A 21,050-nucleotide genomic window follows, 5' to 3' on the forward strand; every position below is an offset into this window, starting at 1 on the left:
GAGTTATGAAAACATTTTATGCACCAGCGTCAATGGGTAATTTTTGTGTTGGCTTTGATGCCCTTGGCGCCGCACTCCAGCCTATTGATGGCAGTTTACTGGGTGATCAGGTCAGCGTTGAAGCCGCAGAGCGTGATACGTTCAACTGTATTGGTCCATATGCTGAAAAGCTTTCCGCCGATCCCAAAGATAATTTGGCGTTTCAGTGTTTACAGCACTTTAAACAGCATGTGGCACCCAACATGCCTGCGGTTGCTATGACCTTGTATAAAGGGCTCCCTGTTGGTTCAGGTCTAGGTTCAAGTGCTTGCTCTGTGGTTGCCGCTTTTGCTGCACTCAATGACTTTGCTAATACACAATTAAGCCAAGAGGCGCTTATTGAATTAATGGCCGACTTTGAAGCTAAGGTCAGTGGTGGTCGTCACTACGACAACATCACGCCCTGCTACCTTGGTGGGCTACAACTGACAGCAGACTGCATTCCAAGTAAAGCAATCAGCGTTGTGCATGATGAAAGCTGGTTTTATGTTATTGCATATCCTGGCTTTGCCTTGAATACAGCGAAAGCAAGGCAAGCACTACCACAGCAGTTTTCTTTGCATGATACGGTGGAGTTTGCCCAGCGACTGTCGGGCTTTTGTTTATTGATGCAGTCAGGTCAATTTGATAAAGCGCTGTCGATGATGAAAGACAGTATTGCCGAGGAAGCGAGAGCGCCACTCATTGCTGGCTTTAACGAAGCAAAAGACGCGCTACCAGCCCTAGGTGCCGAGCTGGTGAGTATTTCAGGGGCAGGGCCCACACTATTTGCTATTTGTAAGTCTGAGCAACAGGCAAATGCAGTGCAGCAATGGTTGCAACAAAATTACATTAATGAAGCGGGTTTTAGCCATATTTGCCGATTAGATGCGCTTGGCACAAGAGAATTAAAGGATCAAAAGTAATGAAATTAGTGAATTTAAAAGACGAACAGCAGGTTGTTTCATTTGTTGAAGCGGTAAAAATTGGTTTAGGTCGTAACCAAGGAGTTTTTTTTCCTCCTACATTTGAGCGTATTGCGGATGTTGATGCACTACTTGAATTACCTTTTGCAGAGCGCAGTGCCAAGGTATTACATCACCTTATTGGTGATGAACTACCACAAGATACCCTCGATGCGATGGTAAAACGCGCCTTTAATTTCCCTGCTAAGTTAGTTGAAGTTGCTAAAAATCAGCATTGTTTAGAGCTCTTTCATGGACCAACACTGGCGTTTAAGGACTTTGGCGGCCGCTTTATGGCGGAATGCATTAGCATGTTTAATCAAGGTGAGCGCGTGACTATCCTCACGGCAACAAGTGGTGATACTGGCGCCGCCGTTGCCCATGCATTTTACGAAAAAGAAAATGTCGATGTTGTGATCCTTTATCCTCATGGCAAAATTTCGCTTGCCCAACAAAAGCTGTTTACAACACTTGGGAAAAACATTCATTGTTATGCTGTAGATGGCAGTTTTGATGACTGCCAAGCGATGGTGAAGTCAGCATTTCTTGATGACGAAGTAAAGCAAAAGCTTGGTCTCAATTCGGCAAACTCCATCAACATCAGCCGTTTAGTGGCGCAAGTGTGTTATTACTTTGAAGCGCTAGCACAATTACCTAAATCTCAGCGTGATAAAGTGCATGTTTCAGTGCCAAGTGGTAACTTCGGTAATGTCTGTGCGGCGATGATTGCGGCCGCGATTGGACTGCCTATTGCCAAGTTAAGTGCCACGACAAACCAAAATGATACTGTGCCCCGTTACATAGCCTCGGGTGAGTGGCAACCAAATGAGACTTTGGAGTCACTCTCTAATGCGATGGACGTGAGTAAACCTAATAACTGGCCTCGTGTTGAAATCATGCTAGAAAGAGGGGGTTTTAACAAACATGACTTTTATTCACGTTCGGTGACGGAAGCGCGAACTCAGACAGTAATGCAAGAATTACATGATAAAGGTTACTTGGCTGAGCCGCACACTGCGATAGCCTACGAGGGATTAGCGTTGGATTCTCAAGCGGATGAAACCGGAATTTTCCTTGCCACTGCGCATCCTGCGAAGTTTAAGGAATCTGTAGAAGGTGTTTTAAATCAGCTGCTTGATATGCCGAAACCGTTGGCCGATGCATTGCAAAAACCATGTTTGGCAGAGCCGCTTAGTGCAGATTATGATGCGTTGAAGGCAGCAATATTAGCAAAACTCAACTAAATCAGAGATCCTGTCTGAGTGGGTAGAACGGCCACTCAGATAAGGTCAATTTCAAGACTATATTAGCTTTTCAAATGCAACTTAGGTTGTCTTATTTAAAATATTAATGTTTAAATAAAAAAATATCATCGCGATAGGGGTGTGAAATAAATTCAATCCCTGCTTAAATATGCCCATGCTGATTTCATAGGCAAACTCGTTATCTTGTGATGCTAGATTGTCTTTAAAAATACCCTTACGTTTACCTAGGAGAAACCATGTTAGAACGTAACATGAATATTGCAGATTTTGACCCAGAACTATTTGCAGCGATTGAAGCAGAAACTTCACGTCAAGAAGAGCACATCGAGCTTATCGCTTCTGAGAACTACTGTAGCCCACGTGTACTTGAAGCGCAGGGTTCTCAGCTAACAAACAAGTATGCTGAAGGTTACCCAGGTAAGCGTTACTATGGCGGTTGTGAGCACGTTGACGTGGTTGAGCAGCTCGCGATTGACCGTGCCAATGCGCTATTTGGTTCGACTTACGCAAACGTTCAGCCTCACGCTGGCTCACAAGCAAATGCGGCGGTATTCCAAGCGCTACTTCAGCCACATGACACAGTGCTAGGTATGAGCCTGGCTCACGGTGGTCACTTAACGCACGGTTCACACGTAAACTTCTCTGGTAAAACGTACAATGCTATCCAGTACGGTCTAAACGAAGAAACTGGTGAAATCGATTACGCGCAAGTTGAAGCGTTAGCACTTGAGCACAAGCCAAAAATGATCATCGGTGGTTTCTCTGCGTACTCAGGTATCGTTGACTGGGCTAAGTTCCGCGAAATCGCTGACAAAGTAGGCGCTTACCTACTTGTTGATATGGCGCACGTTGCAGGTCTAGTTGCCGCTGGTATTTATCCAAGCCCTGTGCCTCATGCACACGTTGTAACAACAACAACGCACAAAACGCTAGCGGGTCCTCGTGGTGGTCTTATCATCTCTGCTTGTGATGATGAAGAAATCTACAAAAAGCTAAACTCTGCCGTATTCCCTGGTGGCCAAGGTGGTCCTCTATGTCACGTTATCGCTGCAAAAGCGGTTGCGTTCAAAGAAGCACTACAGCCAGAGTTCAAGTCATACCAAGAGCAAGTGGTTAAAAATGCACAAGCTATGGTTGCGGTACTTCAGGAGCGTGGTTATAAAGTGGTTTCTGGCAAAACTGAAAACCACCTGTTCCTACTTGACCTGATTGATAAAGACATCACAGGTAAAGATGCAGATGCAGCGCTTGGCCGTGCAAATATCACAGTAAACAAAAACTCTGTACCAAACGATCCACGTTCACCGTTCGTTACTTCTGGTCTGCGTATCGGTTCTCCTGCGATCACTCGTCGTGGCTTCAAAGAAGCTGAGTCGAAAGAGCTTGCTGGCTGGATCTGTGACGTACTAGACAACATCAATGATGAGTCTGTACAGGCACAAGTGAAAGAAAAAGTAAAAGCAATTTGCGCTAAATTACCTGTTTACGCATAATTTCGCTCACAAAAAAGCAGTTTTTTGTTATGATTAAGGCCGCATTCAAGCGGCCTTTTTTGTTTTTGAGTCAACGAGAGCGTCTATGCATTGTCCATTCTGTACAGCCAAAGATACCAAAGTGATAGATTCACGTTTGGTTGCTTCCGGCCACCAAGTCCGTCGCCGTCGTGAGTGTATTTTATGCCACGAACGCTTTACTACCTTCGAGGGCGCAGAGCTCTTAATGCCGCGCGTGATAAAACAAGATGGTACCAGGGAGCCTTTCAATGAGGATAAGTTACTCAATGGCATGCACCGAGCGCTGGAAAAGCGCCCTGTCAGCACAGAACAAATAGAAGAAGTCGTGCATCAGATTAAATCTCAAATTCGTGGTACTGGCGAACGTGAAGTACCAAGCGACATGATTGGCGAATGTATTATGGAAGCCCTCAAAAAGCTCGATAAAGTGGCTTATGTACGATTTGCTTCGGTATATCGCTCTTTCGAAGATATTCGTGAGTTTGGTGAAGAAATTGCGAGGCTGGGGGATTGAGCCAGTTCACAGCGCAAGACCATGATTACATGAGCCGCGCCATCGCGCTTGCAAAGCGTGGTAAATACACCACAACACCCAATCCAAACGTCGGCTGTGTGATCGTAAAAGATGGTGAAATCGTCGGCGAAGGCGCGCACTTAAAAGCAGGTGAAGGCCATGCTGAAGTGCATGCGCTTAAGCAAGCTGGAGCTAAAGCCGCTGGTGCAACTGCCTATGTAACGCTTGAGCCATGTAGTCACTATGGCAGAACGCCGCCGTGTGCTAAAGGTCTGATTGACGCAGGCGTCAGCAGAGTGGTTGCTGCTATGGTTGACCCCAATCCACAAGTTGCAGGGCGTGGGTTGGCAATGTTAGAAGCCGCGGGAATTGCAACGGCTTTTGGTTTGTTAGAGCCACAAGCAAGGGCGCTAAATAACGGTTTCTTGAAGCGAATGGAGTATGGGGTGCCGTTTGTGACCTGTAAGCTTGCCGCTTCTCTTGATGGCAAAACCGCATTAAACAATGGCCAGAGCAAGTGGATAACCTCAGCTGCAGCGCGCTTAGACGTACAGCGCCACCGCGCGCAAAGCTGCGTGGTATTGACCGGAGCCGATACGGCTATGGTAGACAACGCAAGACTCAATGTTCGTGAGGAGTTTTTGCAAGACACCGATTATCCTCAATCTGAGTTACGCCAGCCGATACGTGCGATTATTGACTCACAAAATCGTCTGACACCAGAACTTGCGCTATTTACAACTGCATCTCCAGTGATTATTTTTCGCCGTACTATTGATAATTCAGTGCAATGGCCTCATTTCGTAGAGCAAATTGTCGTGCCTGAAATCAACGGTAAGCTCGACCTAAAAGCCGTGCTCAACAAGCTGGCTGAAAAGCACTGTAATTATGTTTGGCTAGAAGCCGGTGCCACCCTTGCGGGGGTAATGCATGAACAAGGGCTAATTGATGAATATATCGTCTATTTGGCACCGAAAATAATTGGCGCTGGAAAAGGGCTGTTTAACACCTCTCCACTTAGTGCCATGTCGCAAATACCTGAGTTAGTGTTTGGCGACGTTTGCCAAGTGGGGCCTGATCTCAAACTTATCGCGACTAAAGAGAAGTAAAATGTTTACAGGTATTATCGAAGCAACAGGAACATTAACTCAATTGCAGCTCAAGGGCGGTGATTTAATTGTTCGTGTGACCACGACATCTCTTGATATGAGCGATGTAAACTTGGGTGATAGTATTGCCACGAACGGGGTTTGTCTGACCGTAACTGAGAAGTTTCATGATGGCTTCAAAGCCGATGTTTCTAACGAAACCTTAAGTTTGACGCGTTTTGCCGAGTACCAACAAGGCCAAAAGGTCAACCTTGAAAAGGCACTGCAGCCGATTTCACGCCTTGGCGGTCATTTGGTGTCTGGCCATGTGGATGGCATCGCTGAAGTGGTAGAGATAACCGCTAATGCCAGAGCGACCGACTATTGGTTAGCCGCGCCGTCATCGCTAATGAAGTATATTCCGTATAAAGGTTCAGTTGCCATTGATGGCATCAGTTTGACGGTCAATGCCGTGGAACAAAATCGCTTTAAATTGACCATAGTGCCACACACGGCGCAAGAAACGACGATTGCAGGTTTTCAAGTCGGGTCAAAACTAAACCTAGAGGTTGACCAAATCGCCCGCTACCTCGAAAGACTAATTCAGGGTGAGCCAAGCGCTGCCAGCGAGTCCACTCTCACAACCAGTCTATTGGCGAAAGCTGGCTTTATAAAGTAGCCATAGACAAAGTAAAAATGGGAAAACTATGAGTTTAAATAGTGCTGAGGAAATCATCGCGGACATTAAAGCCGGTAAAATGGTTATTTTGATGGACGATGAAGACCGAGAAAATGAAGGTGATCTGATCATTGCAGCAGAGCACATTACACCAGATGCAATTAATTTCATGGCAACATATGGTCGCGGGTTAATCTGTTTGACCATGACACAGGAGCGCTGTGAGCAGCTGAACTTGCCACTAATGGTGAAAACCAATGGCGCTCAGTTCTCTACCAACTTTACTTTGTCTATTGAAGCCGCGAAAGGCGTAACGACGGGAATTTCAGCGGCAGATCGCGCTCGTACAGTGCAAGCTGCAGTTGCCAAAGGTGCAGTGCCTGAAGATATTGTGCAACCTGGTCATATCTTCCCAATTATGGCGCAACCAGGCGGCGTTTTAACGCGTGCAGGCCATACTGAAGCCGGATGTGATTTAGCGCGTTTGGCGGGATTGGAGCCTGCATCTGTGATTGTTGAAATTCTAAATCCAGATGGCACTATGGCACGTCGCCCACAACTAGAAGTATTCGCAAAAGAGCACGATATTAAAATCGGCACCATTGCTGATTTAATTGAATATCGTAACTTAAACGAAACTACCATCGAAAAGGTAGCAGAGTGTAAACTGCCTACAGAGTTTGGTGAGTTTAACCTAGTGACGTACAAAGACACCATTGATAGTCAACTTCACTATGCGATGGTAAAAGGCGAGATCAAATCGGAAGAAGCCAATTTAGTCCGTGTGCATTTGCAAAGCACGTTTAACGACATTCTTCATTCAGATCGTAGTGCGGATAGAAGCTGGACACTGCAAAGTGCCATGAAGCACATCGCCGACAACGAAGGCGTATTAGTCATTCTTGGTAAGCAAGAGCGCAGCGAAGAGATGGAAGCGCTGGTTAAAGCATTTGCAGCGGAAGATGCGGGAGAGCAGGTGAACTACCGTAAATTCCAAGGTACTTCGCGCACCGTAGGTGTGGGGTCGCAAATTTTGGCTGATTTAGGCATTCAGAAAATGCGCCTCATGAGTCTACCTAAAAAATATCATGCACTGTCTGGTTTCCACTTAGAAGTGGTTGAATACGTCGAACCAAAATAATTCCAAAATGCCAAATTGATCGCAATCGCCTATATTCAGATAGTAGGCGATTGCCACATTACTGTGCTATCATGCGCCTCAATTTGGCAATTGCTCATACAGATTAGGAACATCTAATGAAAGTAATCGAAGGTAATAAATACGCTCCTGGCAAAAAATTTGCCATTGTCATTTCACGTTTTAACGATTTTATCGGTAGCAGCTTACTTGAAGGCGCTGTAGATGAATTAAAACGTACCGGTGGTGTTAGCGATGAAGACATCACGGTTGTATATGTACCGGGAGCGGTTGAACTACCACTAGCAGCAAAGCGCGTTGCAATGAAAAAAGAGCACGACGCGATTATTGCGCTAGGTGTGATTATTCGTGGTGGTACGCCACACTTCGATTTGGTTGCTAACGAGTCTAACAAAGGCTTAGCTAGCGTTTCATTAGATTATGACATCCCTGTTGCTTTTGGTGTACTTACTACTGAAAGCATTGAGCAAGCTATCGAGCGCGCGGGCACTAAAATGGGCAACAAAGGGGGAGAAGCCGCCCTTGGAGCTCTAGAAATGGTGAACGTGCTAGAGCAAATTTAAGAGGAATCTCAGTGAAACCAGCAGCTAGACGCAAAGCACGTGTACTTGCTTTACAAGCTATTTATTCTTGGCAGCTAAGTGGTAACCCAATTGCCGATATCGAACAGCAAATGCTGATCGAAAACGACGTAACGAAAGTCGATGTAGAATACTTCAAAGACTTAGCGCGTGGTGTTGTTGTTAACCAAAAGCAGCTAGACGAAGCAATTCGTCCGCATTTAGCTCGTCCACTTGAAGAATTGGATATGGTTGAGCTTGCCGTGTTACGTGTTAGTGCTTATGAACTTAAATTCCGTGAAGATGTGCCATATAAAGTGGCTATCAACGAAGGTATTGAGTTAGCGAAAATGTTTGGCGCTGAAGAGAGCCACAAATTCGTTAACGGTGTACTAGACAAAGCGGTTAAGTTTATTCGCAAATAAGCTTTACTATAGGAATAGCCGGCCTTGGCCGGCTTTTTTGTGTATGAAAGAATTTGAGCTAATCAATCACTACTTTAAAGGCCGTGGCATTACTCGCCGAGATGTGGAGCTTGGGATCGGTGATGACTGCGCCTTAGTTTCAGTTCCTGCTGGCAATCAGCTTGCGGTAACAACGGATACGCTAGTTGCGGGTGTGCACTTTTTTGAAGATATTCCACCTCGGGCACTAGGCCATCGGGTTATCGCTGTGAATCTTAGCGACTTAGCTGCAATGGGTGCAGAGCCTACTTGGGTGTCACTTGGTTTAACGCTACCTAAGGCTGACATGGAATGGCTAGAAGCCTTCACCGAAGGCATGCACGAAATCGCTGAATACTATAACGTACAGGTGATCGGTGGTGATACAACACAAGGCCCATTAACTATCACTGTATGTGCTAAAGGTATCGTACCAACTGGTAAAGCACTCAAGCGCTCAGGAGCGCGAGTGGGTGATTGGATTTATGTAACAGGTCCACTTGGTGACGCAGGGCTTGCTATTGAAGCGCGAAAGCAGGGCTGGACGCTTGAGCCAAAACATTACAAAGCGGCGCTTGAAAAGTTTCACTACCCAGCGCCACGGGTTGCAGCTGGTCAAGTGCTTAGAGGGCTTGCTACCTCAGCAATCGATATCTCAGACGGTCTACTTGCGGATCTTAAGCATATTTTACGTAGCTCGTTAGTTGGCGCTAAGATAAACGCCGATAAAGTTCCTCAGTCTGATGCGCTGCGCTCAAGCCTTGATGAAGATGCACGCATGAAGCTCGCGCTCGGTTTTGGTGATGATTACGAGTTACTCTTCACGGTCAATGATAATAACAAAAATGCCGTGGAAACCAGATTGAAGCAATATGGTGTTGAGCCAGTTTGCATTGGCCAAATTACGGCTAATAATGGTGAAATTCAATTGCTCAAAAAAGGTCAACCATACCAGCTCTCAGGGCTTGGTTTTGAACATTTTAGCTAGGAGTTGGTTTGGCTAAGCAGTATGTATTTAATTTAAAGAAGCCGCATCAATTCTTTGCACTCGGGTTTGGTCTTGGTTTAGCGAAAAAAGCACCAGGTACTTTCGGTACCTTCGCCGCATTACCGTTTATTTTTGCAACCCAAGGTGCACCAATTTGGCTGCAATGTCTTGTTGCGATTGCCATGACATTATTTGGGATTTGGGTGTGTGGTAAAACAGCGGGCGATGTTAATGTTCATGACCATCCAGCCATTGTCTGGGATGAAGTGGCAGGCTTTTATATTACCATGATAGGGGCGGCACTTAGCTGGCAGTCATTAATCGTTGGCTTTATTTTGTTCCGCTTTTTCGATATTTTGAAACCGGGTCCGATAAGATGGCTCGATAAACGTTTGCACGGTGGCTCTGGGATTATGCTAGATGATGTATTAGCTGGCATTTTTTCATTGATTTGCGTGCAAGCTTTGTTTAAAACTGGCATTTTAGTCTAACTGTGCTGATGTGATGGAATCGAGATGACAAGGCTATTGTTTTTCATTTTCACTTTGCTGCTACCAATTACGAGTTTTGCGGCGATAGATGATTACGTAGTTAAACAGTGGAATATCCAAAGTGGATTACCGTCACAAAGCGTTAAGAGTGTTGTTCAAGACAATCAGGGCTACATTTGGCTCGGAACTCAGTTTGGCTTAAGTCAGTTTGATGGTCATCAATTCCAAAACTTCAACACCCAAAATACCGAATTTTTAAATAGCAATGCCATTAATAAATTGGTGGTGGATCGATTTGGCATGCTCTGGGTTGGCACGCGTCGAGGATTGTTAAGACTTAATCCCCAAACCTTAGAAGCTCGGCGTTTCGATCTGCAGGGGCCTGTACGGGATATCTTGCAAGATGAAGATGGCGGGATCTGGATTGCTGCGAATGGTCTGTATTATGTTTCTGCGAAAAAGCTGACGTTAGCCGCCAATAACATCGAACAAAGTACGTTAGATGTGACTCAAATAAACCAAATCGTAGGTTCTGTGACTAAAATGGCATTGGTGCCTGATGGTATTTGGCTAGTGAATGAACGTCACCTACTTAAAATCAGTGAATCAAGCAATCGCAACGGTGATGGCGTTAGGCTTGAGCTGGCGAGTAAGGTTTCACTACCTGAGCAGTTAGCGCAAACCATTATACATGACTTAGCTTGGGTCGATGGTAAGTTGTTCTTAGCATCAGAGCTGGGGGCGTATTTTCTAGATATTGACGAAGTACTACGCCGTTATCAAGATGCAGGTAACAATGCCGTATATAAGTTTCTAAATGATAAGGAAGGCGGGCTATGGGTCTCTACTTATGGTCGGCTGTTATATCGACAGAATAATGGTGTTTGGCAAGCTGTCGAGCCAATTCAGTTGGATCAAAGTATCTGGTTTGCAGATATCTTTATGGACAAAGATAATAATATCTGGCTTGCCAGTTTAAATGAAGGCTTGTGGCTGGCCCACTCAGGAAAAGTGGAGCGGCACCATATTGGTCCTAGAGTAAACCAAGCAATTTCAGCCATCACACAGGGACCCTCTGGTCAGTTATGGGTTGCTAGTCGTGAGGGGCTTGGCATTATGGGATTGAATGATAGTTATCAACCCGTGCTAACTAGTGCGCAGTTAAATCGTTCCGTGATACACGACTTGGAGTTTATTGGCGAAAAACTCATTCTTGGGACAGACCGTGGTGCACTTATCTACGAAAATGGCACACTACAAAAATTAACTGAGCGAGAGCTCAGACAGAATCCAGTCTTTTCACTAAGCCCTTCAAACCGAGGGGGAATGTGGTTTGGTACAGGGAGAGGTTTGTATCGTCTTGATTACAAGGGGATAACACCGTTTGCCTATAATGCCTTTCTCGGTAGCCAATTCGTCACTTTTGTTGAAGACTTCCCTAGATACGGTTTCATTGGTACAAACAAAGGAGCTTATCGTTACAATGATAAGGGGATCGAAAAAATTGGTTCTCAAACGTCATTGGATACCGCTTATATCACCAGTATTTTGCATTTGGATACCGTGACGACTTTAGTTGGCTCCCTCAACGATGGGTTATTCTATCGTACTTCAGATGGTGATTGGTACCAGCTTGATGCTTCAAATGGATTGCCTTACGGATCGATATTTTCACTGCATTATGACAAGAGCAATCAGCTCATCTGGGTGAGCACGATGAAAGGGGTATATCGCATGCCCGTCGCGCAATTTGGTCACGTTATAGATAGTTTGCAGGTTGAACAAGTAATAAGCCCATTCGATAGGCAACTTGATGGCAGACCAAGCCAATGTTGTTCAGGACTTGGGCATGATGCTGTGGTTGAAACCGAATCTGCTATTTTTTACCCCAGTTTACAAGGTGTTGTTGAGATCCCTAAAAATGTCCAGCTTTTTGGTGGCGGAGATTTATTGCCAAGACTAGAGTCATTGTCTACCCACGATAGAGTATTTAGTACAGAATCATTAAATCAAGTGATCCAGCTTGATACATCTGAGCGTGATCTAACCATTAATTATACAGCAATCGATTTTTACGCGCCGCATAGCATTGAATTTAGATACAAGCTTAAAGGGCACGATACGCAATGGCGTGATGCTCAGTCACGCCGCGAAGCAATTTATACCAATTTGCCACCGGGCAACTTCACCTTTGTTTTAGAAGTGAAGCGCCAAGGGCAAGATTGGGAGCAGGCGAAGGTGCTTAACTTATCCATTATGTTACCGCGCCGTTTTGATGAGACGATTTACTTTAGACTGTTTATCACTTGTGCGTTTATATTTATGTTCTATCTCATTTTCTGGGTATTTAGAGCACAAGAAAGAAGGAAGCAAGCCGCGCTAGAAGCGTTGATAGCAGAACGTACGACAGAACTCAGAAAAGCCAACGAAAAGCTTAATCAAGTCAATACTCAACTTAAGCTTGTAAGTCACTCAGATGAATTGACGGGGCTACGTAGTCGTCGCTTCCTCTTTGATCAGCTACCAAAAGATGTCGAGCATTATCAGCGCAATGCACAGTCATTACAGGCTCAAAATAAGAGTTTGGTATTGATGATCATGAACATTGATGATTTTAGCAAAATTAATGATTCTTATGGTCCAATTGGCGGTGATAGTTGTTTGCAACAATTAGCGACGTTACTCAATACACGAACGCAAGGTTCTGATTATGTCGTCCGTTGGAGCGGCGATGAATTCCTATTGCTACTGCGTGACTTTAGCAGAGACTATATCGAAGAGTATGTCAGCGACTTATGTAAGGCGATTGCTGAAACGGATTACCGTTTACCGAATGGTAAAACAACTAAATTGACGGTGTCGATGGGGTGGTCATATTACCCGTTGCCACTACTGGGTGGTAAGGTCATTGGTTGGGAATCATCTGTGAACCTAGCTGATATCGCATTACATCAGGTCAAACAACGTGGCGGTGATGGTGCTGCGACAATCATCTTTGACGATCAATTGGATGCATTCGAATTTGAGCAAAGCGCGAACATAGAGTCTCAGCTACAACTTCTGCAAAGCAATGGACTTGCGGAAGTAAGAGTGTGGATGAGGTAAAGCTCGGCACTAACTTTTAAACTGTAAACGCATTTCAGAACAAGAGCATAAAAAGGCTTCCATGTGGAAGCCTTTTTTAGAACAGCTCACAGAGTCAAGACTGTGGATTTAGCCAAGCCTTAATTTGCTGACTTATTCCTTCGCTGCTTAAACCTAGTTCGGCGTGGATCTCAGTTTGCGAGCCATGCTTGATAAACTCATCAGGTAGGCCAAGTAGTTTGATTGGCTTTAGATGACCTTGGGCTAATAGGTATTCGCTCACTGCAGAGCCTGCACCACCAGAAATCGCATTGTCTTCAAGTGTTACAAAGCGCTCGTGAGTTACTACTAACTCCTCGATAAGAGCCGTGTCTAAAGGTTTTACAAAGCGCATATCAACTAGTGTGGCATTTAGCTCTTTTGCAACGGATTGAGCGTTTTCAAGCAATGTACCAAAGCTTAAAATAGCCAGCTTTTCACCTTTTCTTACTACCTTGCCCTTACCAATTTCTAGTTCGTTCATTTCTGCATTAATCTCTGCGCTTCCAGCACTGCCTCTAGGGTATCTTACCGCTGCTGGCCTATCTAAACGGTGACCTGTGTAGAGCATTTGGCGGCACTCATTAAGGTCGCTTGGTGCCATGATCACCATGTTAGGGATACAGCGCAAGAAACTTAAGTCGTATGCGCCTTGGTGCGTCTCACCATCCGCACCAACGACACCGGCACGATCAATAGCAAACAGCACTGGCAGATTTTGTAGTGCGACATCATGAATGAGTTGGTCGTATGCACGTTGTAAGAAGCTAGAATAGATTGCAACCACTGGGTTGAGGTCTTCACAAGCAAAACCCGCTGCCAGTGTCACAGCATGTTGCTCAGCAATGGCAACGTCAAAATATTGAGTAGGGTACTCTTTAGAAAAGCGTACCATGCCTGAGCCTTCCCGCATTGCTGGCGTGATAGCCATCAACTTATTATCTTGCGCTGCCATATCGCATAGCCAATCTCCGAATACCTTTGAAAAGGTCGGTGCGCTGGGTTTTGATTTGGGTAAGCTATGCACGCTTGGATCGAACTTTGGCACTGCATGATAACCAATAGGATCTGCTTCTGCTGGTTTATAGCCTTTCCCTTTTTGGGTTTTAACATGCAACAGTTGAGGACCTTTTAGGTTGCGCATATTACGCAGCGTATCTACTAAAGTATCTACGTTATGCCCGTCAATTGGCCCAATGTAGTTAAAACCTAGCTCTTCAAAGAAGGTGCCCGGAATTATCATCCCTTTTAAATGCTCTTCCATACGGCCTGCAAGCTCTTTAACCGGAGGCACGCCAGACAGCAATTTTTTGCTGCCTTCTCGAATATTGGTGTAAAAGCTACCAGAGAGGATCTTCGCAAAATGATTGGTGAGCGCACCAACGTTTTCCGAGATAGACATTTCATTGTCGTTTAAGATCACCAACATATCTGGATTGATGTCCCCAGCGTGGTTCATGGCTTCAAACGCCATGCCAGCGGTCATTGCACCATCACCAATAACGGCAACGGTCTTGCGTCCGATCCCTTCTTTTTCGGCTGCGATAGCCATACCAAGTGCTGCTGATATAGAGGTACTAGAGTGGCCAACACTAAACGTATCGTATTCACTTTCTTCTCTATAAGGAAAAGGGTGCAGACCATCTTTTTGACGGATAGTATGCATTCTATCTCTTCTACCTGTCAGTAGCTTGTGTGGATAGGCTTGATGACCTACATCCCAAACGAGCCTGTCGCTTGGTGTGTTATACACATAATGCAACGCTACGGTAAGTTCTACAGTGCCTAAGCCGGAGGCAAAATGACCGCTACTTTGAGAGACTGAGTTCAGCAAATACTCGCGAAGCTCATCACTGAAGGCGGTTAACTTGTGCTGGGGTAATTGACGGAGTTGACTTGGCTCGTCAATTAACGCGAGTAAGGGATACTTGCTACTATCAAGTTTCATGGTTTTTATCAGAGTCCTAAGTGAATCTCAGCGCAATTCCTCACGTGGTTCACTTCATAATTATTAAAATTCTTCACTAACTGGCCATGATATTATGTTAGCCAGCGTTTACAAAGTACTTGTGAACATTTTCTTAGCTTGGCGTAGTTATTTTATACGTCAGCTTAATATTCTCGATCTATGATGTATTTTGCTAAATCTGCAAGTATTTCTGTGTCACCATCTATTTTTGTAAGCGCATCAAGTGCTTCATCTATCAATTGTTCGGCTTTTTCTTTTGCTTGCTCTAAACCTAACAGTGCAGGGTAGGTAGACTTATTATGTTCTATGTCAGAGCCTTGTGGCTTACCAAGCACTGCCGTGTCACCTTCTACATCAAGAATGTCATCTCTGACTTGGAATGCAAGACCTATTGCACGACCATAAGTGCGGATTGCATTACATGCTTGCTCGGTAACTCGCTCTGGGTTGCCGCATAAGATCCCAAGCTCCACAGCACAGCTTAACAGTGCACCTGTTTTTAGCTTATGGATACGTTCAAGCTCATCTATGGTAATTGAACGATCAGTCGCAGCTATATCAAGTGCTTGGCCACCAACCATACCCTGTAGACCCGATGCCTTAGCTAGCGCGGAAATCATTTTTATTTGTGCATGGTGGTTTACTGCGAATTGATGCTCACTTAACAGCTCAAAAGCCAGCGTTTGCAGAGCGTCACCAGCCAAAATAGCTGTCGCTTCATCGAATTGAATATGACAAGTTGGACGGCCGCGTCTAAGTTCATCATCATCCATCGCGGGTAAATCATCGTGCACTAGCGAATAGCTATGAACACACTCAATTGCGGCAGCAGCCTTGTCTAAGTCTTCGGGAGCCGCAGCAAATAATTCACCAGTGCAGTACACCAAAAATGGTCGCAAGCGTTTACCACCATTTTCTATACTGTAGCGTGTTGCGGCTTTGATATTCTCTTCAGTATCAAGCACATTATCAAAATAGTGTAAAACGGTGGTTTCTACACGCGTCTTAGCAGACAGGAGTTTTTCTTGTAATTTCGCTGACATTAGGCTTCGTTTTCAAATGGCTGTAATTGTGCTTGTTCATCTTCGCCCATTAAAATAGCGACCTGCTGCTCAGCTTGCTGAAGTTTTTGGTTTGAAGCTTTTGCGAGTTTTATCCCACGCTCAAATTGCTTAAGTGCTTGATCTAGAGGTAAGCTACCGTTTTCCATGTCTGCAACGATTTGTTCCAACTCTTGCATGGCCTCTTCAAAGCTCAAGTTATCAGGTTTTTTTACCGCCATATGTCACGCTGACCCGTAAAGTAAAAGTGTGGCAATTTTAGGGGGATTGCGCGCCAAGGTCAAAAAAACCAGAGACTTTTTGATCTGACGGAGTATCGGCATTACAAGATCTGCTATAAACTCGCATTTTAAACACTTTTTAATATAATAGTGTTAAGTTGTAGAGAAACTTGCCGATAACTCAAACAATAATAACTGCGTGATTTATCACAAATAACTTCCCCCGGAGGACATGTGGATTTAGCAACGGTAATAGGGATTCTGGGTGCCATAGGTTTGATTGTAATGTCGATGGTACTAAGTAGTGATGGCCAGATCGCTATGTTCTATAACACGCCTTCCGTCGTTATCGTATTTGGTGGCTCAATTTTTATCGTGTTGTCTAATTTTACGCTTGGACAATTTTTCGGCATTGGTAAAGTGGCTGGTAAGGCCTTCATGTTTAAGATCGAAACCCCTGAAGAGCTGATTGAAAAAGCCGTTGAGCTTGCTGATTCTGCGCGTAAAGGTGGTTTCTTAGCGTTAGAAGAAGCTGAAATTCCCAATCAGTTTATGCGCAAAGGCGTCGATATGCTAGTCGATGGTCATGACGCTGATGTTGTGCGTGCTACACTGCAAAAAGATATTTCTCTGACGTCTTCAAGACATGAACTAGGCGCGGGTTTATTTAAATCCCTCGCTGATATTGCGCCTGCGATGGGGATGATCGGAACACTCATAGGCTTGGTAGCTATGCTATCTAACATGGATGACCCAAAAGCAATTGGGCCTGCTATGGCTGTTGCACTTTTGACAACTTTGTATGGTGCGTTCTTAGCTAATGTGGTTGCGATCCCAATTCAGGTAAAGCTTGAGCTTCGTAAAGATGAAGAAGAACGAAACCAGCGCCTTATCTTAGATGCAATCTTAGGTATTCAAGATGGCCAAAACCCGAAAGTCATTGAAGGTATTTTGAAAAATTATTTGCCTGAGTCTAAACGTGGCGCAGAGGCTGAGGAATAACCATGTCAGACGAGAAAGAATGTAAATGTCCCCCTCCGGGTCTTCCGGCTTGGATGGGGACATTTGCTGATTTGATGTCATTACTGATGTGCTTTTTCGTATTACTGTTGGCTTTTTCAGAAATGGACGTGCTGAAATTTAAGCAAATTGCCGGGTCGATGAAATTTGCTTTCGGTGTGCAAAACAAAATTGAAGTAAAGGATATCCCAAAAGGTACCAGCGTGATTGCGATGGAATTTACCCCAGGTAAGCCAGAGCCCACGCCAATTGAAACTATCCAACAGCAAACCGTGGAAATGACGCAGCAAATGCTAGAGTTCCAAGCCGGTGATGAATCGTCTGCGGGTGGTCGGCAAGAGCAGCGGGGCAATAAGCGTGGTGGTGAATCAGCCAGTACAGCTCAAGAAATGGCGTCAACGCAAGCAATAGCATCCGCAGATCAAGAACAAGTTAATGAGCTTGTGAAAAAGATTGCACAGCAGCTAGAAAAGCAAATTATGGATGGTGCGATTGAGCTTGAATCTCTAGGGCAGCAAATCATTATACGTATTCAGGAGAATGGCTCTTTCCCTGCAGGTAGTGCATTTTTGCAGCCTAAATTTGAGCCTGTGGTTGAAGAAATTGCAGAGTTACTGAAAGATGTTCCTGGGGAAATCACAGTGTCGGGTCATACCGACGATTTTAGAGTGACGAACGAGCTTTATTCGAACAACTGGGACTTATCGGCAACTCGAGCTGTGGCCGTCGCAACTGTGATGGAACGCGTTCGTGGTTTTGATAAGAACAGAATGGTCGTGGTTGGACACGCAGACACCAGACCGCTTGTTCCCAATGACAGCGATGCTGATAGACGCCGTAATAGACGCGTTGAAATTTCTATTTTACAGGGTAAAGCTAAAGAGTCTGACCCCATTGGGGTTCGAGAAAATTAATTACAGTTTATTGCCAAATTAAAAAACTTATTTAGAGTCAAACTCAGTAATTCAAGTAAGTCTAAGGTGAAAACTATGGCTGTTTTAAATGCAAGAATACCTGATGGCAATGGTGAGGGTGACGATGAGAATTCTCATCCTTGGGGCTGGGGTTTCAGACCAACTCGCTAGTTAATAAAGCACATAAAACATAGCAGAGGGAGGCTACAGTCAAGCTTCCCTTTTTGTTTGATTGAGTATCAGGTTGTATAAGTAGCATCGTTCAATTGCTTGTTTGGCAGTGAGTGTTTATTGCTATTTTACTTTTGTGTTCTGTTACCTTGCTTGTTGTAGATAGCTTCACTTTATACGCTGATGGCATTATGTTTTACTGCTTAAATAGAGTTTGTATTCGGTTAACTTAGCATTACAGTTCGTTGCTTTTTATCCGTGAATTCGCTATTGTTCCGTTTGGTTCTACTTATAAGGAAAAATAGAATGATTTCAATAAAAAAACCTCAAAACTTTAAACTACCAGGCGGTAATGGTGATGGTGGTGATGCTGATGATGGCTCTGTAGAAAAAAAGCCTGAATAGCGTCTGACTATGCTAGAAGCTTGGGAACCTATTCGTATATTCTTCGCACAAAATAGTGTTTGGATTGCTTTGCTTTCTGCTTTCCTCTGTTTTGTACTAAGAGATAAAAAAGCGCTAAGGTATTCGTTACTTGTAGCTATTTTTTATATAGTGGGTACGTTCTCGAGCGACTTTGTTCGCTCTATTGATGAGCACCAAGTCATCCGTTACGTATACTGGGCCTTAAATGATATCCTATTTATGGGGATTGTTGCGTATTGGGCTGTAAAAGATAAAATGTATATGTGGCAGAGTATATTAGCCCAGCTCGTTGTTTTACCCGCACCTATTTTACAACTGTTTAGATTAACTGATTACCATTTAATGGATTTGAGTTATTCGACCTATTTATACGCAACTATCATACCCATCACCAATGTGGTGACTTTGTGCTTGGCTTTTGCTCCAATAATTATGTTTTGGAAGCTTAAGCACAACGGAGAAGAAGTAAGCTATTGTAGAAAAGGTGAAAGCTAGCTGAGAGTCCTCGGCCAGCTATCGAAATCATCATTACCCTAAACTAGGAATAAGGCCAGCCATTTGCATTAGCTGAGAGGTGATGATCATCACACCAAAAATGGCGGCAAGTCCTAGTCCAAGCGTACCACCTTTAACCTGATATCCATCATTACCTCTAACTTTTCTCTGTTTCCATACCATAGCAACTGGTAGAAATACCGCTAACACCACGAGCGCAATTGCCGCATACCCCAGTGCCATGATAAAACCTTTGGGATAAAAAAGGGCAAACCCTAGCGGTGGTAAAAAGGTAATGAACGCCGTTTTTACACGGTCTTTCTTGGTATCTTGCTGTTTAAAGGCATCTGCAAAAAAGTCAAATAAGCCGAGACTCACACCTAAGAATGAAGTCGCGAGAGCAAGATCTGCAAAAACCGTCACAAATAATTGTACGTTGTCGTTGTGTGCAATAGACGAAATACTGGTGACAAAACCCGGTAGTCCCTCACTTGCCATTAAGCTCTCTTGACCCATAACACCTTGGCTTAGTAGTTGCCAAAATACATAGATGATAAGCGGGAGGGAAGCACCAAACATCATTACTTTACGTAATTGGCGGATATCTACGCCCACGTACTTAACGATTGATGGGATTGAGCCATGAAACCCAAATGAAGTGAAAATTACAGGAATTGCCGCAATAACAAGTCCTTGCTCCACTGGCATATCGATAAGATGTTGGCCATGAACATAGGGAGTCAGGATAAAAAACAAACTCGCGAGCACGATAACTTTAATGGTAAATAGTAACTGGTTAAGCTTGTCGACGGTACTTGTGCCTAATGTCACTATGGTTGCTATGATAACAGCAAGCAGTACAGAGCCTAGTTGAGGGGTTATTCCGTCGCCCATCATACCAACAAGCTTGGTTTGAAGCTGTGCGCCACCACCTGCGATATAAGCTGCACATAATGCATAAAACAAAAATACCATTGAAAAGTTTGCGACATACTGCCCCGTTTTACCAAGTAAGTTTTTCGCCAGTGTATTTAGTGTTGCGTCTTGATCTGCGTACTGATGTACTTCCAACATCAGTAATGCGGTGTAAGTCATTAACAGCCATGTGATTGCGAGTAACACAATGGCGGTAGAAAAGCCAAGTCCTGCGGATGCAATAGGGAGGGCGAGCATACCCGCGCCAATTGTAGTACCTGCTACAATCAGCATGCTGCCCAGAGTTTTATTTTTAAGCACGACATGCCCCAAATTATTATTATGATGGCGGGCAAGATATAACGAATAGCGATGAATTGAAATAGTAAATCGGTATGTAAGTTGGGTGCGGTTGTATTTTATTTATTACAGAAATAAAAGCACCGCTTACGCAGGGTGAGAGCATACTTTGTTAACGACCTTTAACCGAAGATAAGCTCGGCCCTGAATTCACTGTCAAAACTGGCCCGAACACACTTGCCACGTATCGAATCTTTACGGCCTGTGTGTTGTTTTACTAGATTGCGAACAACCCGCCTGAACAGCACCATGTTTTCCGCCGAAATTGGCTCACTGATTTGGCAGTGTCTTCCTTAAACACGACATCCAACACCCAATGCTGTTGGTTTTCTATGCGCCAATGATGGCGGATCGCTTTTTGCAACATCTGTGCATCTGGCTCGACAGAAGCAATGTAAAAGTGCGTGTCTATTCTTGTTGTTGAGCCGGACTTACTGTGTCTTTCGACTGCGACTAGCAAAAAAGGGTGATGCCTACCTTCTGGACTGTAATGCGATTCATCGAATTACTCATGTAGCTAGGCCTATAACGGCGACGTTGTTTGTTCAATTGCATGCAAATGCAGCTGGAGTCGTTTATTAATAGGTAAGCAGCAAGAAGAACCCCAATGGTCCGTTAGCAATTAGTCGCCCCTGAAACCAATTTAATTTATTGAATTACTTGAAGATCTAAACGATCTTACTACCCTAAA

Annotated in this window: 19 protein-coding genes and 1 pseudogene; 15 read left to right on the forward strand and 5 right to left on the reverse strand. The window is 44.4% G+C overall.

Going from position 1 to position 21,050, the window contains the following annotated elements; translation table 11 throughout:
• The first annotated feature begins 5 nt into the window (after positions 1–5).
• The 12 genes from thrB to CKO50_RS20080 all read left to right on the forward strand — a co-directional run bounded on the left by thrB (position 6) and on the right by CKO50_RS20080 (position 12,789).
• Entirely contained in the window at positions 6–944 is a 939-nt protein-coding gene (thrB, locus tag CKO50_RS20025; RefSeq protein ID WP_095729591.1) for a homoserine kinase, read from the forward strand.
• Complete coding sequence (gene thrC / locus CKO50_RS20030) at positions 944–2,227, forward strand: threonine synthase (protein WP_095729592.1); 1,284 nt, start codon at positions 944–946, stop codon at positions 2,225–2,227. Before thrB ends, thrC begins: the two co-directional genes overlap by 1 nt.
• Before the next feature lie 257 nt (positions 2,228–2,484).
• A complete protein-coding gene (gene glyA / locus CKO50_RS20035; RefSeq protein WP_010372111.1) occupies positions 2,485–3,741 on the forward strand; it encodes a serine hydroxymethyltransferase in 1,257 nt (418 codons plus the stop codon).
• An 85-nt stretch (positions 3,742–3,826) separates the two neighbouring features.
• The gene (nrdR, locus tag CKO50_RS20040) at positions 3,827–4,276 is read left to right on the forward strand and encodes a transcriptional regulator NrdR (protein ID WP_010372109.1); all 450 of its coding nucleotides are present in this window, start codon (positions 3,827–3,829) and stop codon (positions 4,274–4,276) included.
• On the forward strand, positions 4,273–5,385 hold the full coding sequence (ribD, locus tag CKO50_RS20045; protein ID WP_095729593.1) for a bifunctional diaminohydroxyphosphoribosylaminopyrimidine deaminase/5-amino-6-(5-phosphoribosylamino)uracil reductase RibD: 1,113 nt from the start codon (positions 4,273–4,275) through the stop codon (positions 5,383–5,385). The genes nrdR and ribD overlap by 4 nt, the downstream gene beginning before the upstream one ends.
• Position 5,386: 1 nt before the next feature.
• Positions 5,387–6,043 carry a riboflavin synthase gene (locus tag CKO50_RS20050; protein WP_010372102.1) on the forward strand — a complete coding sequence of 219 codons (657 nt, stop codon included), beginning with the start codon at positions 5,387–5,389 and terminating at the stop codon, positions 6,041–6,043.
• A gap of 28 nt (positions 6,044–6,071) precedes the next feature.
• Positions 6,072–7,184, forward strand: coding sequence for a bifunctional 3,4-dihydroxy-2-butanone-4-phosphate synthase/GTP cyclohydrolase II (gene ribBA, locus CKO50_RS20055; RefSeq protein ID WP_095729594.1), 1,113 nt, complete (start codon positions 6,072–6,074; stop codon positions 7,182–7,184).
• A 116-nt stretch (positions 7,185–7,300) separates the two neighbouring features.
• Positions 7,301–7,765 carry a 6,7-dimethyl-8-ribityllumazine synthase gene (gene ribE / locus CKO50_RS20060; RefSeq protein ID WP_010372096.1) on the forward strand — a complete coding sequence of 155 codons (465 nt, stop codon included), beginning with the start codon at positions 7,301–7,303 and terminating at the stop codon, positions 7,763–7,765.
• Between the two features lie 11 nt (positions 7,766–7,776).
• Positions 7,777–8,187 carry a transcription antitermination factor NusB gene (nusB, locus tag CKO50_RS20065; RefSeq protein ID WP_010372094.1) on the forward strand — a complete coding sequence of 137 codons (411 nt, stop codon included), beginning with the start codon at positions 7,777–7,779 and terminating at the stop codon, positions 8,185–8,187.
• Between the two features lie 43 nt (positions 8,188–8,230).
• On the forward strand, positions 8,231–9,193 hold the full coding sequence (thiL, locus tag CKO50_RS20070) for a thiamine-phosphate kinase (RefSeq protein ID WP_095729595.1): 963 nt from the start codon (positions 8,231–8,233) through the stop codon (positions 9,191–9,193).
• 8 nt (positions 9,194–9,201) lie between these two features.
• Positions 9,202–9,684 carry a phosphatidylglycerophosphatase A gene (locus tag CKO50_RS20075; protein ID WP_095729596.1) on the forward strand — a complete coding sequence of 161 codons (483 nt, stop codon included), beginning with the start codon at positions 9,202–9,204 and terminating at the stop codon, positions 9,682–9,684.
• Positions 9,685–9,708: 24 nt separating this feature from the next.
• Entirely contained in the window at positions 9,709–12,789 is a 3,081-nt protein-coding gene (locus tag CKO50_RS20080) for a ligand-binding sensor domain-containing diguanylate cyclase (protein WP_095729597.1), read from the forward strand.
• Positions 12,790–12,883: 94 nt separating this feature from the next.
• Here the strand turns inward: CKO50_RS20080 and dxs are convergent, their stop codons facing one another.
• The 3 genes from dxs to xseB form a co-directional block, all read right to left on the reverse strand.
• Entirely contained in the window at positions 12,884–14,755 is a 1,872-nt protein-coding gene (dxs, locus tag CKO50_RS20085) for a 1-deoxy-D-xylulose-5-phosphate synthase (protein WP_095729598.1), read from the reverse strand.
• Between the two features lie 164 nt (positions 14,756–14,919).
• A complete protein-coding gene (gene ispA / locus CKO50_RS20090) occupies positions 14,920–15,819 on the reverse strand; it encodes a (2E,6E)-farnesyl diphosphate synthase (protein ID WP_095729599.1) in 900 nt (299 codons plus the stop codon).
• Entirely contained in the window at positions 15,819–16,058 is a 240-nt protein-coding gene (xseB, locus tag CKO50_RS20095; RefSeq protein ID WP_010372081.1) for an exodeoxyribonuclease VII small subunit, read from the reverse strand. The genes ispA and xseB overlap by 1 nt, the downstream gene beginning before the upstream one ends.
• 234 nt (positions 16,059–16,292) lie before the next feature.
• Here xseB and pomA point away from each other — a divergent pair, with 234 nt between their 5' ends.
• The 3 genes from pomA (at position 16,293) to CKO50_RS20110 (ending at position 19,084) form a co-directional block, all read left to right on the forward strand.
• Positions 16,293–17,060: a flagellar motor protein PomA gene (gene pomA / locus CKO50_RS20100; RefSeq protein ID WP_010372079.1), complete on the forward strand. Its 768-nt coding sequence runs from the start codon at positions 16,293–16,295 to the stop codon at positions 17,058–17,060.
• A 2-nt stretch (positions 17,061–17,062) separates the two neighbouring features.
• A complete protein-coding gene (locus CKO50_RS20105; RefSeq protein WP_095729600.1) occupies positions 17,063–17,992 on the forward strand; it encodes a flagellar motor protein MotB in 930 nt (309 codons plus the stop codon).
• Between the two features lie 585 nt (positions 17,993–18,577).
• Entirely contained in the window at positions 18,578–19,084 is a 507-nt protein-coding gene (locus CKO50_RS20110) for a hypothetical protein (RefSeq protein ID WP_095729601.1), read from the forward strand.
• A gap of 33 nt (positions 19,085–19,117) precedes the next feature.
• Here the strand turns inward: CKO50_RS20110 and CKO50_RS20115 are convergent, their stop codons facing one another.
• Both CKO50_RS20115 and CKO50_RS23790 read right to left on the reverse strand, forming a co-directional pair.
• The gene (locus CKO50_RS20115; RefSeq protein WP_176474718.1) at positions 19,118–20,320 is read right to left on the reverse strand and encodes an aromatic amino acid transport family protein; all 1,203 of its coding nucleotides are present in this window, start codon (positions 20,318–20,320) and stop codon (positions 19,118–19,120) included.
• Positions 20,321–20,481: 161 nt separating this feature from the next.
• A pseudogene (locus CKO50_RS23790) lies at positions 20,482–20,816 on the reverse strand (ISAs1 family transposase); the annotation flags it as partial.
• Positions 20,817–21,050: the final 234 nt, after the last annotated feature.

The organism is Pseudoalteromonas sp. HM-SA03 (assembly GCF_002289345.1).
Classification (GTDB): Bacteria; Pseudomonadota; Gammaproteobacteria; order Enterobacterales; family Alteromonadaceae; genus Pseudoalteromonas.

Coding starts and splice junctions, on each gene's coding strand:
- thrB (WP_095729591.1), top strand. CDS start 6: ATGAAAACATTTTATGCACCAGCGTCAATGGGTAATTTTTGTGTTGGC.
- thrC (WP_095729592.1), top strand. CDS start 944: ATGAAATTAGTGAATTTAAAAGACGAACAGCAGGTTGTTTCATTTGTT.
- glyA (WP_010372111.1), top strand. CDS start 2,485: ATGTTAGAACGTAACATGAATATTGCAGATTTTGACCCAGAACTATTT.
- nrdR (WP_010372109.1), top strand. CDS start 3,827: ATGCATTGTCCATTCTGTACAGCCAAAGATACCAAAGTGATAGATTCA.
- CKO50_RS20050 (WP_010372102.1), top strand. CDS start 5,387: ATGTTTACAGGTATTATCGAAGCAACAGGAACATTAACTCAATTGCAG.
- ribBA (WP_095729594.1), top strand. CDS start 6,072: ATGAGTTTAAATAGTGCTGAGGAAATCATCGCGGACATTAAAGCCGGT.
- ribE (WP_010372096.1), top strand. CDS start 7,301: ATGAAAGTAATCGAAGGTAATAAATACGCTCCTGGCAAAAAATTTGCC.
- thiL (WP_095729595.1), top strand. CDS start 8,231: ATGAAAGAATTTGAGCTAATCAATCACTACTTTAAAGGCCGTGGCATT.
- CKO50_RS20080 (WP_095729597.1), top strand. CDS start 9,709: ATGACAAGGCTATTGTTTTTCATTTTCACTTTGCTGCTACCAATTACG.
- dxs (WP_095729598.1), bottom strand. CDS start 14,755: ATGAAACTTGATAGTAGCAAGTATCCCTTACTCGCGTTAATTGACGAG.
- ispA (WP_095729599.1), bottom strand. CDS start 15,819: ATGTCAGCGAAATTACAAGAAAAACTCCTGTCTGCTAAGACGCGTGTA.
- xseB (WP_010372081.1), bottom strand. CDS start 16,058: ATGGCGGTAAAAAAACCTGATAACTTGAGCTTTGAAGAGGCCATGCAA.
- CKO50_RS20105 (WP_095729600.1), top strand. CDS start 17,063: ATGTCAGACGAGAAAGAATGTAAATGTCCCCCTCCGGGTCTTCCGGCT.
- CKO50_RS20110 (WP_095729601.1), top strand. CDS start 18,578: ATGCTAGAAGCTTGGGAACCTATTCGTATATTCTTCGCACAAAATAGT.